The 15,145-nt window shown below is 53.9% G+C and carries 15 protein-coding genes and 2 pseudogenes; 8 read left to right on the top strand and 9 right to left on the bottom strand.

All coding sequences use genetic code 11. From position 1 onward, the window contains the following. Positions 1–48 precede the first annotated feature (48 nt). Together ampE and ampD are read right to left on the bottom strand one after the other, a co-directional pair. Positions 49–903, bottom strand: coding sequence for a beta-lactamase regulator AmpE (ampE, locus tag ACLD3P_RS11920; RefSeq protein ID WP_001654571.1), 855 nt, complete (start codon positions 901–903; stop codon positions 49–51). Beyond that, positions 900–1,463, bottom strand: coding sequence for a 1,6-anhydro-N-acetylmuramyl-L-alanine amidase AmpD (gene ampD, locus ACLD3P_RS11925; protein WP_000936326.1), 564 nt, complete (start codon positions 1,461–1,463; stop codon positions 900–902). The genes ampE and ampD overlap by 4 nt, the downstream gene beginning before the upstream one ends. A gap of 87 nt (positions 1,464–1,550) precedes the next feature. On the opposite strand from ampD, the gene nadC reads away from it, so the two are divergent. From nadC to hofC, 4 genes are all read left to right on the top strand, one after another. Continuing rightward, positions 1,551–2,444, top strand: coding sequence for a carboxylating nicotinate-nucleotide diphosphorylase (gene nadC / locus ACLD3P_RS11930; protein WP_001135137.1), 894 nt, complete (start codon positions 1,551–1,553; stop codon positions 2,442–2,444). A gap of 221 nt (positions 2,445–2,665) precedes the next feature. Next, complete coding sequence (gene ppdD / locus ACLD3P_RS11935) at positions 2,666–3,103, top strand: prepilin peptidase-dependent pilin (protein ID WP_076934752.1); 438 nt, start codon at positions 2,666–2,668, stop codon at positions 3,101–3,103. A 9-nt stretch (positions 3,104–3,112) separates the two neighbouring features. Continuing rightward, positions 3,113–4,498 carry a type II secretion system protein GspE gene (gene gspE / locus ACLD3P_RS11940; protein ID WP_131046600.1) on the top strand — a complete coding sequence of 462 codons (1,386 nt, stop codon included), beginning with the start codon at positions 3,113–3,115 and terminating at the stop codon, positions 4,496–4,498. After that, a complete protein-coding gene (gene hofC, locus ACLD3P_RS11945) occupies positions 4,488–5,690 on the top strand; it encodes a protein transport protein HofC (RefSeq protein ID WP_183058107.1) in 1,203 nt (400 codons plus the stop codon). The genes gspE and hofC overlap by 11 nt, the downstream gene beginning before the upstream one ends. Positions 5,691–5,720: 30 nt before the next feature. Here hofC and ACLD3P_RS11950 read toward each other — a convergent pair whose 3' ends face one another. Next, complete coding sequence (locus ACLD3P_RS11950; RefSeq protein WP_076934750.1) at positions 5,721–6,764, bottom strand: GMP reductase; 1,044 nt, start codon at positions 6,762–6,764, stop codon at positions 5,721–5,723. Between the two features lie 225 nt (positions 6,765–6,989). Between ACLD3P_RS11950 and coaE the strand changes: the two genes are divergently transcribed. Genes coaE through yacG form a run of 3 tightly spaced genes read left to right on the top strand, consistent with a single transcriptional unit; the run spans position 6,990 to position 8,554 of the window. Next, complete coding sequence (gene coaE / locus ACLD3P_RS11955) at positions 6,990–7,610, top strand: dephospho-CoA kinase (RefSeq protein ID WP_411006447.1); 621 nt, start codon at positions 6,990–6,992, stop codon at positions 7,608–7,610. Then, complete coding sequence (zapD, locus tag ACLD3P_RS11960; RefSeq protein ID WP_001726852.1) at positions 7,610–8,353, top strand: cell division protein ZapD; 744 nt, start codon at positions 7,610–7,612, stop codon at positions 8,351–8,353. Before coaE ends, zapD begins: the two co-directional genes overlap by 1 nt. Positions 8,354–8,362: 9 nt before the next feature. Then, positions 8,363–8,554: a DNA gyrase inhibitor YacG gene (yacG, locus tag ACLD3P_RS11965; RefSeq protein ID WP_001286419.1), complete on the top strand. Its 192-nt coding sequence runs from the start codon at positions 8,363–8,365 to the stop codon at positions 8,552–8,554. On the opposite strand, the pseudogene ACLD3P_RS11970 reads toward yacG, so the two are convergent. After that, positions 8,551–8,658, bottom strand: a pseudogene (locus ACLD3P_RS11970) (LysR family transcriptional regulator); the annotation flags it as partial. The gene yacG and the pseudogene ACLD3P_RS11970 overlap by 4 nt on opposite strands. Positions 8,659–8,693: 35 nt before the next feature. Between ACLD3P_RS11970 and ACLD3P_RS11975 the strand changes: the two are divergent. Then, a pseudogene (locus ACLD3P_RS11975) lies at positions 8,694–8,834 on the top strand (aldo/keto reductase); the annotation flags it as partial. 33 nt (positions 8,835–8,867) lie between these two features. Here ACLD3P_RS11975 and mutT read toward each other — a convergent pair. The 5 genes from mutT to ftsZ form a co-directional block, all read right to left on the bottom strand. After that, complete coding sequence (gene mutT / locus ACLD3P_RS11980) at positions 8,868–9,263, bottom strand: 8-oxo-dGTP diphosphatase MutT (protein ID WP_000826474.1); 396 nt, start codon at positions 9,261–9,263, stop codon at positions 8,868–8,870. Between the two features lie 151 nt (positions 9,264–9,414). Then, on the bottom strand, positions 9,415–12,120 hold the full coding sequence (secA, locus tag ACLD3P_RS11985) for a preprotein translocase subunit SecA (protein WP_000905754.1): 2,706 nt from the start codon (positions 12,118–12,120) through the stop codon (positions 9,415–9,417). Between the two features lie 61 nt (positions 12,121–12,181). Then, a complete protein-coding gene (gene secM, locus ACLD3P_RS11990; protein WP_000014336.1) occupies positions 12,182–12,679 on the bottom strand; it encodes a secA translation cis-regulator SecM in 498 nt (165 codons plus the stop codon). A gap of 278 nt (positions 12,680–12,957) precedes the next feature. Next, a complete protein-coding gene (gene lpxC, locus ACLD3P_RS11995) occupies positions 12,958–13,875 on the bottom strand; it encodes a UDP-3-O-acyl-N-acetylglucosamine deacetylase (RefSeq protein ID WP_000595487.1) in 918 nt (305 codons plus the stop codon). Between the two features lie 100 nt (positions 13,876–13,975). Beyond that, a complete protein-coding gene (gene ftsZ, locus ACLD3P_RS12000) occupies positions 13,976–15,127 on the bottom strand; it encodes a cell division protein FtsZ (protein ID WP_000462785.1) in 1,152 nt (383 codons plus the stop codon). Between the last annotated feature and the right edge of the window lie 18 nt (positions 15,128–15,145).

Consider the following 15,145-nt stretch of genomic DNA (forward strand, 5'->3'; position numbering starts at 1 on the left):
GATTTTTCCATTGTAGGCAGCATAAGCGTTAGCGCCACCGGCACAACGTTACACTAATGCCCCATAAATGGTGAGCAACGCAATAATCACCACCACCACAAACGAGGCCTTCTTCGCCATCGACACCGCCGCTTTAGGGGTTTCCACTTTGTCAGTATGCGGTTCGCGCGCCAGTGAGAACTGCGCCAGACGTGTGAGCACCTGATACTGCGAAGTATGCAGATCCGCCAGCGAGGCAAACCAGGCCGGCAACGCTTTCTCGCCATGCCCCAGTAATGCATACACAACGCCCGCCAGACGTACCGGAATCCAGTCCAGCACATGAAGAATAGCGTCAATGCCGGATTGCAAACGTTGGTGCGGCGTCTGATAGCGCGCCAGCCAGGTCTGCCAGGCCCGTAAAAACGCATAACCCACCAGCGTTACCGGCCCCCATGGACCGCCAACGATAAACCAAAATAGCGGTGCGAGGTAAAAACGGAAATTTATCCATAACAACGCATTTTGCAGCTCACGCAAAAATTCACGCTCATTACAATCCGGCGGCACGCCGTGAATCAGCGTAAGCTCGCTGGCCATCGCCTCGCAAGGATGCGGATCGTTACGGGACGCCGCTTTCAGCCAGGCGTGATAATGTACTCGCACTTTGCCCGCGCCGATACACAGCACGCCCAGGAGAATCCACACCACCAGCGTCGGCACGTTAAATAGCAGCCCTTTTAACGCCTGGAGCAGTAGAAAAGTCACCGCCATCGCGATCGCCGTCATTCCCATCGTGCGCAACATCGAAAAATGCGTAATCCGACGGAATAGCGCCTCCAGCCGATGATCGAGCTGCCAGTGCTCGCCCAGCTTAAACAGGCGCTCGACAATCAGCACCAGTAATGTCGTAAACAGCGTCATGTCATCTCCTTGTGCGACGAGAGGGCTACCAAAGCGCGAAAACGCGGCCAGTCAAAGGCAGGGCCAGGGTCCGTTTTGCGGTCAGGCGCAATGTTACAGTGTCCGGTCATATTGTCGGCGATCGCCGGATAGCAAGCGATAAGCGTGCGCGTCACGGCGGCTAGCTGCTGATACTGCGCATCGGTATAAGCCAGCGTATCCGTCCCCTCCAGCTCAATACCAATGGAGAAATCATTACAACGTTCCCGCCCCTGATAGTTTGATACGCCCGCATGCCACGCACGCTTATCAAAAGGCACATACTGGACGATTTCACCGTCGCGACGAATCAGACAATGGGCCGAAACACGAAGATGAGCGATTTCTGCAAAAAAAGGATGGGCGTCTGGATCTATCGTTCCGGTGAATAATGCATCGATCCACGGACCGCCAAACTCGCCGGGGGGCAGGCTAATATTATGCACCACCAGCAAGGACGGTTTTTCGTCATCCGGACGGCAATCATAATGCGGAGAAGGGACGCGTCGCGCCTCTACCAACCAACCCTTATCTGGCAACATGCAGAGTCTCCTTTTGAGTGGTGCTTATAGCTGCTTCAGAGTAGCATGTTTCTACCTTATGATTCGTTAGCAATTTGGAGTTTTATCATGCCGCCTCGCCGTTATAACCCAGACGACCGACGTGACGCGCTACTGGAACGCATTAATCTCGATATCCCTGCCGCCGTTGCTCAGGCGCTGCGTGAAGATTTAGGTGGAGAAGTCGATGCTGGCAACGATATCACCGCGCAACTTTTGCCGGCAGATACGCAAGCCCATGCCACGGTGATCACTCGTGAAGACGGCGTTTTCTGCGGCAAGCGCTGGGTTGAAGAGGTCTTCATCCAACTGGCGGGCGATGATGTGCGCCTCACCTGGCATGTCGATGACGGCGACGCCATTCACGCCAACCAAACAGTGTTTGAACTGAACGGCCCCGCTCGCGTATTGCTGACCGGCGAGCGCACGGCGCTAAACTTTGTCCAGACCCTTTCCGGCGTCGCCAGTGAAGTACGCCGCTACGTTGGACTGCTGGCTGGCACCCAAACCCAGTTGCTCGACACGCGTAAAACGCTGCCGGGTCTGCGCACTGCGCTCAAATATGCGGTTTTATGTGGCGGCGGCGCCAATCATCGTCTGGGCCTCACTGACGCGTTCCTGATTAAAGAAAACCATATCATCGCCTCCGGTTCTGTTCGTCAGGCGGTGGAAAAAGCGTTCTGGCTCCATCCGGACGTGCCGGTAGAAGTCGAGGTCGAAAATCTGAATGAACTGGACGATGCGCTGAAAGCAGGCGCGGATATTATCATGCTGGATAATTTCAACACCGACCAGATGCGCGAGGCGGTGAAACGCGTCAACGGCCAGGCGCGGCTGGAAGTATCCGGCAACGTCACCGCGGAAACCTTACGCGAATTTGCTGAAACCGGGGTGGATTTCATCTCCGTTGGCGCGCTGACCAAGCACGTACGCGCGCTCGATCTCTCCATGCGTTTTTGCTGATCCTCTCCACCCGATGGCGCTGCGCCGTCGGGTCTATAAATCACCTGTCCGGCGATCCGCGTCGTGATTCGGTAAAATATTCGTAGCGCCTCGCAATAACGTTGCCGTGTCATGTAACGCAGCGAAAATCTTCAGAATCCGCCTTCCCGTTTTACCTTTTGCCGCTCGCCCGCTCTTCCCACGTTTGCCACAGTAGCGCCAGCTAACTCAAGGAGCGAACAATGGAAAAACAACGCGGTTTCACGCTTATCGAACTGATGGTCGTTATTGGCATCATCGCCATTTTAAGCGCCATTGGCATTCCGGCTTACCAGAACTATCTGCGTAAAGCGGCGCTGACGGATATGTTGCAAACGTTTGTCCCCTACCGTACCGCCGTCGAACTCTGCGCTCTGGAACATGGTGGGACGAGCACATGCGATGCGGGCGTCAACGGTATCCCCTCGCCCATCATCACCCGTTATGTTTCGGGCATGAGCGTGGAAAAAGGCGTCATCACGCTTACCGGCCAGGAGAGTCTGAGCGGGCTTAGCGTCATCATGACGCCCGCCTGGGACAATGCTAACGGCATTACCGGCTGGACGCGTAACTGCAATATTCAAAGCGACAGCGCGTTACAACAGGCTTGTGAAGATGTCTTCCGTTTTGACGCCAACTAAGGAGACAAGATGAAAGACGCTCAGCTCAACACATTGTGTCAACGTCATCAGGCTGTACTGATCAATAGCGCCAGCAACAGTATCACTGTTGCGGTGGTCGACGCGCCCTCTCATGCATTACTGGACGCTCTGCATTTCGCCACGCAAAAACAGATTGATATTGTGTGCTGGACTCGCCAGCAAATGGAAAATCATCGGCATAAGCCGGATCAGGCCCCCTCGGCAAACGCCGCGAAAGGCGGAGAAACCGCGGCCCAGCTTCTCAATCAGACATTACGCTCGGCGATGGCGAAACGCGCCTCTGATATCCATCTCGAACCAGGCGCCAGCCGCTACCGGATAAGGCTCCGCATCGATGGCGTTCTTCATATTCTGCAGGACATCGCCAAAGAGATGGGGCTTGCGCTGACGGCCAGATTGAAAGTCCTGGGAAATTTGGACATCGCTGAACATCGGCTGCCGCAGGACGGGCAATTTACCGTTGACCTGACGGGCGACAGCATCTCTTTTCGTATCGCCACGCTTCCCTGTAAAGAAGGCGAAAAAGTCGTCTTACGGTTGTTGCATCAGGTTGAACAAACGCTGGATCTGGACACGCTGGGCATGTACGGGGCACAACTTACCGCTTTTAGACAAGCCCTACAGCAACCTCAGGGGCTGGTACTGGTGACTGGCCCCACCGGTAGCGGAAAAACGGTCACGCTATACAGCGCGCTACAAACCCGGAATACGCCGGGTATCAACCTCTGTAGCGTTGAGGATCCGATAGAAATTCCACTGGATGGGATTAACCAGACGCAGATCCATCCCCGCGCCGGGCTCACCTTTCAAAATGTGCTGCGCGCGCTTTTACGCCAGGACCCTGACATCATCATGGTAGGTGAAATTCGTGACGGCGACACCGCAGAAATCGCCATTAAGGCGGCACAAACGGGCCATCTGGTACTTTCAACGCTCCATACGAACTCCACCAGTGAAACGCTGATACGTTTGCAGCAAATGGGCGTAGCACGCTGGATGATCTCATCGGCGCTTACGCTGGTGGTAGCGCAACGCCTAGTAAGGAAGCTTTGCCCGCACTGCAAACAGCGTCTGAGCGATCCCGTGGTGCTATCGCCCAATCTTTGGCCCAGCGCGCTACCGCGCTGGCAGGCAAGCGGCTGTCAGCATTGCTACCACGGCTTTTATGGCCGAACCGCGTTATTCGAAGTGTTAACCGTTACCCCGGCATTACGTCAGTTAATTGCGAGCGGCGCATCGGCGCAAGCACTGGAAGCCCACCTCCAACAGACCGGTACAGGGACGCTTTTTGAAAATGGCTGTCGCGCCGTTGAGCAAGGCATGACGTCCTTTGAAGAGATACTGCGCGTTCTGGGAATGCCCCATGAGCGTTAAACAGCTCTGGCGCTGGCAAGGCGTTAACGATAAAGGTCAACTGGAACAAGACGTTGTATGGGTGGACAATCGTCTGGCGCTGATCATCACCCTGCAACATCAGCGCATTATGCCGCTTCGCATCAAGCGCATGGGTGTTAACGCCGCACTGTGGAAAGAAGAGCAAAGCGCTGAAATTATTCATCAGTTGGCCACGCTCATTCATGCCGGACTGACGCTTTCTGAAGGGCTGGAACTCCTTGCGAAACAGCATCCACACCGACAATGGCAAGCGCTGTTGCGCACGCTGGCTCACGAGCTTGAACAGGGCGTCCCTTTTTCCAGCGCATTAGTCTCCTGGCCGCAGGTATTTCCGCCGCTCTACCAGACGATGATCCGCACCGGAGAACTGACCGGCAAACTGGCCGAATGCTGCTTTGAACTGGCCCGTCAGCAAAAAGCGCAACGGCAGATTACGGTTAGCGTGAAAAAGGCGCTGCGCTATCCCGCCATTATTCTGACAATGGCCGCCCTGGTCGTTTTCGCCATGCTGCACTTTGTTCTGCCGGAATTTGCCGCCATTTACCGTAGCTTCAATACCCCGCTCCCTCTTCTGACGCGCGGTATTATCGCGATAGCGCAATGGGGGGCGGCATGGGGTTGGCTCATCTTGTTCCTGACGATGCTCATTGCTATCGCTCACCGCAGGGTAAAACAAAAACCGTCCTGGCAAGCGCAGCGGCAGCGTCTTCTGCTACGGCTTCCCGTGATGGGTCGCCTGATAAGAGGCCAGAAACTAGCGCAAATATTCACCGTACTGGCATTGACCCAAAGCGCAGGAATTCCTTTTCTTCAGGGACTGGAAAGCGCTATCGAGAGTCTCGGCTGCCCTTACTGGTCACAGCGTTTAACGCAGGTACATCAGGAGATCGCCGCGGGCAATCCGGTCTGGTTGGCGCTAAAAAATACCCAGGAATTTAGTCCGCTATGCCTGCAACTGGTCAGAACGGGCGAAGCGTCCGGTTCACTCGATATCATGCTGCATAACCTTGCCCGTCACCACAGTGAAACTACGCTGGCGCTGGCCGATAATCTGGCGTCGCTGTTGGAACCGGCGTTATTGATCATCACCGGTTTAATTATCGGTACGCTGGTGGTGGCGATGTATTTGCCGATTTTTCATTTGGGAGACGCGATGAGCGGGATGGGATAAGGCTGGCGCACATTTACGCCAGCCAGAATATTAGAGGCTATTGAAAATGCGGTTTTCTTGTTCCTGCACCCGAATAAAGGTGGTGCGTTTGGTCAACTCTTTCAGGCGAGACGCGCCGACATAAGTGCAGGCTGAGCGCAGACCGCCCAGGATATCGCGGGCGGTATTGCCCACCGGCCCACGCAGCGGCAATTTAACCGTTTTACCTTCTGCCGCGCGGTATTTCGCAACGCCGCCGACATGACGGTTCATCGCAGATTCCGAACTCATGCCATAGAACAGCATAAATTTCTCGCCGTTCTCTTCTACCACGCTGCCGCCGCTCTCTTCGTGACCCGCCAGCATACCGCCCAACATAACGAAATCCGCGCCGCCGCCGAAGGCTTTTGCTACGTCGCCTGGCATGGTGCAGCCGCCATCGCTGACGATCATGCCGCCCAGGCCATGCGCCGCGTCAGCACATTCGATAACCGCCGACAGTTGCGGATAACCGACGCCGGTTTTTACACGCGTCGTGCATACGGAGCCGGGACCAATTCCCACTTTCACGATATCGGCGCCGGAGAGGATAAGCTCTTCGCACATCTCGCCCGTTACCACATTGCCTGCGCAGATTGTTTTTGTCGGCCATGCTTCACGTGCTTTCGCGACGAACTGCACAAAATGTTCTGAATAGCCATTGGCCACATCAATACAGACAAAGTTCAGCGCAGGATTCAGCGCCAGAATCTGCACGGTTTTTTCGAAATCAGCATCAGAGGTCCCGGTGGAAACCATCACATGCTTGAGAACATCAGCCGAAGCCGAGTTGATAAAAGCTGCCCACTCTTCAACGGTATAATGTTTATGTACAGCAGTCAGAATATCAAACCCGGCCAATGCTTGCGCCATTTCAAACGTCCCGACGGTATCCATATTGGCCGCGATAATCGGTACGCCAGACCAGGTCTGACCTGAGTGTTTAAAGGTGAATTGACGTTCCAGTTCGACATCGGAACGGCTTTTGAGGGTAGAACGTTTAGGACGGATAAGAACGTCTTTGAAACCTAACTTCAGATCTTCTTCAATACGCATGTGCGGATTCCTGGGGTTAATGGCGAAAAATCGAAACTCACAACTCCAGTGACGCTATCATACGCACTAATCATGGCCGTACAAGACTGCGAAATTCTCTTTTTTTACGTTACAATCCCATAAATTTACCTGGCGAATAGTAGGTTAATGCTCAGAGCGCATCGTCTTTGTATGTTTAAAATTTAACCTTTTGATTATCAAACTAAAATTCCGGAAGCTGGAGATATGAGGTATACCGTAGCCTTAACCGGCGGTATTGGCAGCGGTAAAAGTACCGTCGCTGATGCCTTCGCTGACCTCGGAATAACCGTCATCGACGCGGATATTATCGCGCGCCAGATGGTTGAGCCAGGGCAGCCCGCCCTGAACGCAATAGCGGAACATTTTGGTTCTGAACTTATCGCCGCCGACGGCACGTTACGTCGCCGGGCGCTGCGTGAGCGTATTTTTTCGCATCCGGAAGAAAAAGCCTGGCTTAACGCTCTGCTTCATCCCTTAATTCAGCAGGAAACCCAACGACAGTTTCAACAGGCTACGTCGCCCTATGTGTTATGGGTTGTGCCTCTGCTGGTTGAAAACAAGCTGTATCAAAAAGCCAACCGTGTACTGGTGGTTGACGTGACGCCTGAAACGCAGCTTATGCGCACAATGCAGCGTGATGATGTTACGCGCGAGCATGTTGAACACATTCTCGCTGCGCAGGCGACGCGTGAAGCGCGCCTTGCCGTGGCGAACGATGTTATTGATAATAACGGCGCACCGGATGCTATCGCATCAGATGTGGCCCGCCTGCACGCCAGTTATCTTAAGCTCGCGTCGCAGTTTGTCTCACAGGAAAAACCGTAATGCACACCCAGGTCCTATTTGAACACCCTCTCAATGAGAAGATGCGTACGTGGCTGCGCATAGAGTTTTTGATCCAACAGCTCTCCATCAACCTGCCAATTGCAGACCATGCTGGCGCACTGCATTTTTTCCGTAACATCAGCGATCTACTGGATGTGTTCGAACGGGGCGAAGTCCGTACCGAACTGCTGAAAGAACTGGAGCGCCAGCAGCGTAAATTACAGGCCTGGGTTGAGGTTCCCGGCGTCGATCAAGACCGTATTGAAGCCCTGCGCCAGCAGTTAAAATCCGCGGGCAGCGTGCTGATCTCCGCCCCGAGGATTGGCCAGCAGCTACGCGAAGATCGCTTGATTGCCCTTGTGCGTCAACGCTTAAGTATTCCTGGCGGCTGTTGCAGTTTCGATTTACCCACTCTGCATATCTGGTTGCACCTACAACAGGCGCAGCGCGACGCCCAGATTGAAAGCTGGCTTGTCAGCCTGAATCCCCTCACCCAGGCGCTGACTTTGGTACTTGATCTGATCCGTAATTCAGCGCCTTTCCGTAAGCAAACCAGCCTGAACGGTTTTTATCAGGATAACGGGGACGACGCCGATTTGCTGCGTCTTATGCTGACGCTCGATTCACAACTTTATCCGCAAATTTCCGGCCATAAGAGCCGTTTTGCCATTCGCTTTATGCCGCTGGATAGTGAAAATGGTCTGGTGCCGGAGCGTCTTGATTTTGAACTGGCCTGTTGCTAAGGAGTAAAAATGTCTGACGTGACCGTCGTAAACTGTCCGACCTGCGGTAAACCGGTCGTCTGGGGAGAAATTAGCCCCTTCCGCCCATTTTGTTCTAAACGCTGTCAGTTAATTGATTTGGGCGAATGGGCCGCCGAAGAGAAACGAATCGCCAGCAGCGGCGACCAGTCTGATAGCGACGACTGGAGCGAAGAGCGCTAACGGAGAGGGCTCTGTTGAGACGGCAATATCGCCTTATGACAAAAATAATCAATAAATACGCGTAGTTTTGGCGCCATATGCGCGCGGCCGGGATAATACCAATAAACCGGCGAGATTAGGCTATAACAGAAACGTAGCCGCCACTGCGCCAGAAAACCCTGGCGCGTTATCACTGACCCTAAGCCCGCAGGAGCTGACGGCAATTGAGGCGGTTTTTCCTCACGACGCCGCGGCCGGCCCCCGCTACTGGCCGGAAATTATGTCGACATTAAATCGCTAATAAGATCGATGGGGATCGTGTTGCGATCCCCCACTAAGGCGCAAATTGGCGTAATTTACGAATAATCGGTTCATTGGCCGGCGGAAAATCGTCCGTATTCAACGCGTTTTGCGCGATCCACCGTCCCGGCTGTCCTTCTTTCCCCCACGGTTCGCCCTCCCAGCGTTCAACCAGCCAAAACCACAGCGTAATGTGTCGGTCCGGGAATTGATATTCCAGAGTGTCGAATAATGTCACCTGTGTTGGCGTAATCCCCACCTCTTCCTGTAGCTCCCGGATCAACGCCTGCTCTGGTGTTTCGTCGGCTTCAATTTTTCCGCCGGGAAATTCCAGCTTGTTCGCCATATGCGCATCCGCGGCGCGTCGGGTAATAAAAATTTCATCGTTCGGGTTGCGGATAATCCCAACCGCGATTTGCAGTCTTTTCATCTTGTTGCATCCATAAAAAAGGCGCAGTCACCTGCGCCTTTTTATCTGTGTTCAATGTCAGGCCGAATAAGCGTAGCGCCCTTCGGCAATAATGCCAGCACCGACCTGATGGCAACACATTATGTCTTATCAGGCCGGTAAGTTTACCGCATTAGCTCAGGCGACCGTGACACTGTTTGTATTTCTTACCGGAACCGCAAGGGCAAGGATCGTTACGTCCAATCTTACGTTCGCCTGTTTGGGCGGCCAGATCGGCAGCCACGGCGGCATCGTCATCCTGATGGCTTAGCTGCTGCATCTGCGCCAGGCGCTCCGCCTCTTCGCGACGCTGCATTTCCATCGCTTCGACCTCTTCCGGCATACGTACCTGGACTTTGCTCAGGGTACTGATCACTTCATATTTCAGCGATTCCAGCATCGCGGCGAACATAGCGAAGGATTCGCGCTTGTATTCCTGCTTCGGATCTTTTTGCGCATAGCCGCGCAGATGAATACCCTGACGCAGGTAATCCATCGCCGCCAGGTGCTCTTTCCACAGGGAATCGAGCGTTTGCAGCATCACGCCTTTTTCGAAATGACGCATCATTTCAGCGCCAACCACCTCTTCTTTACGCTGATACACCTCGATGGACTGCGCCAGGATGCGCTCACGCAGCGTCTCCTCATGCAGCTCCGGCTCTTTATCCAGCCATTCGGCAATCGGCAGCTCCAGGTCGAAGTCGTTTTTCAGGCGTTCCTGCAAACCCGGGATGTCCCACATCTCTTCCAGCGACTGCGGCGGAATGTAGGCGTCGATAGTCGCCTTAAAGACATCTTCGCGAATGCTGTTAATGGTGTCGCTCACGTCAGACACATCCAGCAGTTCGTTACGCTGGGTATAAATTGCACGACGCTGATCGTTCGCCACATCATCATATTCCAGCAGTTGCTTACGAATATCGAAGTTACGGCTTTCTACTTTACGCTGCGCGTTAGCGATAGCTTTCGTCACCCACGGGTGCTCAATCGCTTCGCCCGGCTTCATCCCCAGTTTACGCATCATACCGGAGACACGATCGGAGGCGAAAATACGCATCAGCGCATCTTCCATCGACAGGTAGAAACGGGAAGAACCCGGATCGCCCTGGCGACCGGAACGGCCACGCAGCTGGTTGTCGATACGGCGGGATTCATGGCGCTCGGTGCCAATAATATGCAGACCGCCGGCAGCCAGAACCGCGTCATGGCGTACCTGCCAGTCCGCTTTAATCTGCGCAATCTGTTCTTCCGTCGGCGCTTCCAGCGCGGCGACTTCCGCCTGCCAGCTACCGCCCAGCATAATATCAGTACCACGCCCCGCCATGTTGGTAGCGATAGTGACCGCCGCTGGATAACCAGCCTGCGCAACGATGCCTGCTTCGTTGGCGTGGAATTTTGCGTTCAGTACGTTATGTTTGATGCCCGCTTTGGTCAGCTCTCTGGAAACCACTTCAGATTTCTCGATAGAAATCGTCCCGACCAGCACTGGCTGACCGTTCGCGGTACGTTCTTTAATATCTTCGATAATGGCCTGGATTTTTTCCGCTTCGGTCATGTAGACCAGATCCGGCAAATCTTTACGGATCATCGGACGGTTGGTCGGAACAACGACGGTGTCCAGCTTATAGATAGAGCTAAATTCGAAGGCTTCAGTATCCGCCGTACCGGTCATACCGGCCAGCTTTTCATACAGACGGAAGTAGTTCTGGAAGGTAATAGACGCCAGCGTCTGGTTTTCATTCTGAATTTCAACGCCTTCTTTCGCTTCTACCGCCTGGTGCAGACCGTCAGACCAGCGACGCCCCTGCATGGTACGACCGGTATGTTCATCAACAATGATGACTTCGCCGTCTTTCACAATGTAATCCACGTCACGGGTAAACAGCGCGTGCGCGCGCAGCGCGGCGGTGACGTGATGCATCAGCATAATATTGCCAGGCGAGTAGAGCGACTCGCCTTCATCCATAATGCCTTCTTGCACCAATAGCTCTTCAATCAGCACCAGACCGCGTTCGGTCAGGTTAACCTGGCGCGCTTTCTCATCAACGGAGAAGTGGCCTTCGCCCTGGAAAGTGTCAGAATCTTCTTTCTCCTGACGAATCAGGTGCGGAATGATTTTGTTCACTTTTTTGTACATTTCCGAGCTATCTTCCGCCGGGCCGGAAATAATCAGCGGCGTACGCGCTTCATCGATCAGGATGGAGTCAACCTCATCCACCAGCGCATAATGCAGTTTACGCTGCACGCGCTCTTCCGGGCTGAACGCCATGTTGTCGCGCAGGTAGTCAAAACCGTATTCGTTGTTAGTGCCGTAAGTGATGTCGGCAGCGTAAGCTTCACGTTTAGCTGGCGCAGGCATACCTGGCAGGTTGATACCAACGGACATGCCGAGGAATTCGAATAGCGGACGGTTGTTTTCGGCGTCACGCTGCGCCAGATAGTCGTTCACGGTTACCACATGAACGCCTTTGCCGGACAGCGCGTTCAGGTAGGCTGGCAGCGTTGCGGTCAGCGTTTTACCTTCACCAGTACGCATTTCGGCGATACAGCGATCGTTGAGCACCATACCACCCAATAGCTGAACGTCGAAGTGACGCATCCCAAAGACGCGTTTACTGGCTTCACGCACCACCGCGAACGCTTCCGGAATCAGGCTCTCTACACTTTCGCCTTTTTCAATACGGGCGCGAAATTCGTTGGTTTTCGCTTTCAGTTCGTCATCGGAGAGTTTTTCCATCTCCGGTTCCATCGCATTAATAAGGCTGACGGCCTTACGCATACGACGCAGCGTACGATCGTTACGGCTACCGAATACTTTGGTTAATAATTTGATTAGCATAATAAAGTCTCAAATGCCCCGCGCCGCGGAGCTACAAATAAAGTAAAAGGGTCTTTTTTCGTTAGCTGAGACGTTGCGGACCGGCGCGGATACCCTGCGCCTGACTTATCCAGGCCGGGATGCTAAATGCGGTTTGTGGCGCAAAATACGCCAGGGAGAGGCGGCGAACAATCGCCGGCGGCGTGCCCTCCTGCGTGAGCATCGCGCTGAGCGTATTCAGTAAGGCGATATGATGCGCCTGTAATGGCGACGGCGCGTCGGCAACGGGCAGCGTTTGCGGCGCCATTGCAAAAGAAAGGTGGCGAATCACCGTGCGAATAGCGTGCTGATGCCAGTAATCTACGGTGAAATTGGGACGACGGTTAGAGGCTTCTAACAGCGCAAGATGGCTAAAGTTAACTTTAGACGCGGTGCTGGCGGTCGTCCTTGCAGGCGTATTGGTTTCAGCGGCGTTACTGAGCGCGGGCAAACCAAAACTCGCCGCGACCATCCCTAATAAGAGATGCGGCCAGAAGTATCGTCTGCCTAACTGTCGCCAGCGCGTCAGTATTCCACTCACGTCATTGCCACCTGATATGCCCCTCATGGGCTTACGGAATCAAAACAATTTGCGCACAAATCTTATCATTAAAGCGTACGCGCTACAGCAGTAATGACGAGAAGCTAAGGTGAAAATCGGCTAAGAAAACAGCGAACGCGCCGTGTTTCCATTTAACCCTGTCAAAATGGCTGTATTAAGGAAAGCGCAGATAAAGAATAGTAAAAAAAACGACTGGCTCGCCTGGCCGGAGAGAGTGCCAGGTTAACCAGTCGAATTTTATACGACAGCGTATGTCGTTATGCCAGTACCGTCGAAGGCGCTTTGAAAGCCAACGGCAGTTCTGCGTCGTCCTGGAAGGTCACAAATTCCCAGGCTTCCTGTTTTGCCAGGACTGCCTGTAACAATTTGTTATTCAATGCGTGACCGGATTTATACGCGGTAAACGCACCAATAATATTGTGACCACACATGAACAAGTCACCGATCGCGTCAAGCATTTTGTGACGAACGAATTCATCTTCAAAACGCAGGCCGTCTTCGTTCAATACGCGATAATCGTCAACAACGATGGCACAATCGAAGCTGCCGCCCAGGCACAGGCCGCGGGACTGCAGATATTCAATATCGCGCATAAAACCGAAGGTACGCGCACGGCTGATCTGGCGCATGAACGCATCCGCAGAGAAGTTCATCGCGTAGCGCTGGCTGCTGGAATCGATCGCCGGATGGTTAAAGTCGATGGTGAAATCCAACGTAAAACCATTGTACGGTCTGAATTCAGCCCATTTATCGCCATCTTCAACCCGAACAGTCTCTTTGATGCGTACGAATTTTTTGGCGCAGTTCAGTTCATCAATACCGGCATCAAGCAGCAGGTAGACAAACGGAGCGGCACTGCCATCCATGATCGGGATTTCCGGGGCATTAACCTCAATAACGATGTTATCGATACCTAAGCCCGCCAGAGCAGCGTTCAGGTGCTCAACGGTTGAAATCCGTACATCATGCTCATTCACCAGACACGTACAGAGCATGGTATCACGCACAGATTTGGCATCGGCCGGGAAATCTACCGGTGGATTCAAGTCGGTGCGACGATAGATGACCCCGGTATTGGCCGGCGCAGGGCGTAATGTCAGGGTGACTTTTTTGCCGGTGTGTAAACCGACGCCAGTCGCCTGAACGATACGTTTAAGTGTCCTTTGTTTGATCATCGTATAATCTCGCCAAATTACCTATCCAACCGAAGTGTACTATACATTCGGCGGGCCAGTTTAGCACAAAGAGCCCAGAATCCCAAATTCCAGCTAATTCTTAATCAGCTTGCTTACGCAGGAATGCGGGGATATCCAGATAATCCGGCTCTTTCGCCGCCTGTGGTGTATTGTCGTTAACCACTTTCGCGACCGTTTTTTGCTCCTGCGTCAGCGGCGCCATACCGTGCTGCTGATAACGATCCAACACCGGCTGCTGCACCTGTTTATTGGTGACCAGAGTGATTTCCGGACGTTTGTCCATACCAATACCGGTCGCCACTACCGTCACGCGCAGTTCATCATTCATATCCGGGTCCAGAGAGGTACCGATAACCACGGTGGCGTTATCCGACGCAAACGCGCGAATAGTGTTACCGACGGTTTCAAACTCGTCCAGACGCAGGTCGAAGCCCGCCGTAATGTTGACCAACACGCCGCGCGCGCCGGACAGGTCGATATCTTCCAGCAGCGGAGAAGAAATAGCCATTTCAGCCGCTTCTTCCGCACGGTCTTCACCGCTCGCCACGCCGGAGCCCATCATTGCGTAGCCCATTTCAGACATCACGGTACGCACGTCAGCAAAGTCGACGTTCATCAGGCCTGGGCGGGTGATCAGCTCTGCGATACCCTGAACCGCGCCTTTCAGCACGTCGTTAGCCGCGCCGAACGCGTCGAGTAGGGAGATACCACGGCCCAGCACTTTCAGCAGCTTGTCGTTCGGGATGGTGATCAACGAGTCCACATGCTTGGACAGCTCGGTGATACCCTGCTCCGCAAATGCCATGCGCTTTTTGCCTTCAAAATTGAAAGGCTTAGTCACCACGGCAACGGTCAGAATACCTAAATCTTTTGCCACTTCAGCAACCACTGGTGCCGCGCCGGTTCCGGTACCGCCGCCCATGCCTGCCGCGATAAATACCATGTCTGCGCCTTCAAGCGCCGCACGCAGCGCTTCACGGTCTTCGTCCGCCGCGTTACGACCGACTTCCGGGTTAGCGCCGGCACCCAGACCTTTGGTAATGCCGCTACCAATTTGAATGGTCTGGCCAACCGCCGTTTTACGCAACGCCTGAGCGTCGGTATTCACCGCGAAGAATTCAACACCTTCGATGCGCTCGCGCACCATGTGTTCAACAGCGTTACCGCCGCCGCCACCGACGCCGATGACTTTAATCACCGCGTCGTTGGTTAGTTCCATAGGTTCAAACATAATCTCTCTCCGTCATGT

The sequence above is a fragment of the Salmonella sp. 741265073_HBA genome (assembly GCF_046569105.1).
Lineage (GTDB): Bacteria > Pseudomonadota > Gammaproteobacteria > Enterobacterales > Enterobacteriaceae > Salmonella > Salmonella enterica.

Coding starts and splice junctions, on each gene's coding strand:
- ampE (WP_001654571.1), bottom strand. CDS start 903: ATGACGCTGTTTACGACATTACTGGTGCTGATTGTCGAGCGCCTGTTT.
- ampD (WP_000936326.1), bottom strand. CDS start 1,463: ATGTTGCCAGATAAGGGTTGGTTGGTAGAGGCGCGACGCGTCCCTTCT.
- nadC (WP_001135137.1), top strand. CDS start 1,551: ATGCCGCCTCGCCGTTATAACCCAGACGACCGACGTGACGCGCTACTG.
- ppdD (WP_076934752.1), top strand. CDS start 2,666: ATGGAAAAACAACGCGGTTTCACGCTTATCGAACTGATGGTCGTTATT.
- gspE (WP_131046600.1), top strand. CDS start 3,113: ATGAAAGACGCTCAGCTCAACACATTGTGTCAACGTCATCAGGCTGTA.
- hofC (WP_183058107.1), top strand. CDS start 4,488: ATGAGCGTTAAACAGCTCTGGCGCTGGCAAGGCGTTAACGATAAAGGT.
- ACLD3P_RS11950 (WP_076934750.1), bottom strand. CDS start 6,764: ATGCGTATTGAAGAAGATCTGAAGTTAGGTTTCAAAGACGTTCTTATC.
- coaE (WP_411006447.1), top strand. CDS start 6,990: ATGAGGTATACCGTAGCCTTAACCGGCGGTATTGGCAGCGGTAAAAGT.
- zapD (WP_001726852.1), top strand. CDS start 7,610: ATGCACACCCAGGTCCTATTTGAACACCCTCTCAATGAGAAGATGCGT.
- yacG (WP_001286419.1), top strand. CDS start 8,363: ATGTCTGACGTGACCGTCGTAAACTGTCCGACCTGCGGTAAACCGGTC.
- mutT (WP_000826474.1), bottom strand. CDS start 9,263: ATGAAAAGACTGCAAATCGCGGTTGGGATTATCCGCAACCCGAACGAT.
- secA (WP_000905754.1), bottom strand. CDS start 12,120: ATGCTAATCAAATTATTAACCAAAGTATTCGGTAGCCGTAACGATCGT.
- lpxC (WP_000595487.1), bottom strand. CDS start 13,875: ATGATCAAACAAAGGACACTTAAACGTATCGTTCAGGCGACTGGCGTC.
- ftsZ (WP_000462785.1), bottom strand. CDS start 15,127: ATGTTTGAACCTATGGAACTAACCAACGACGCGGTGATTAAAGTCATC.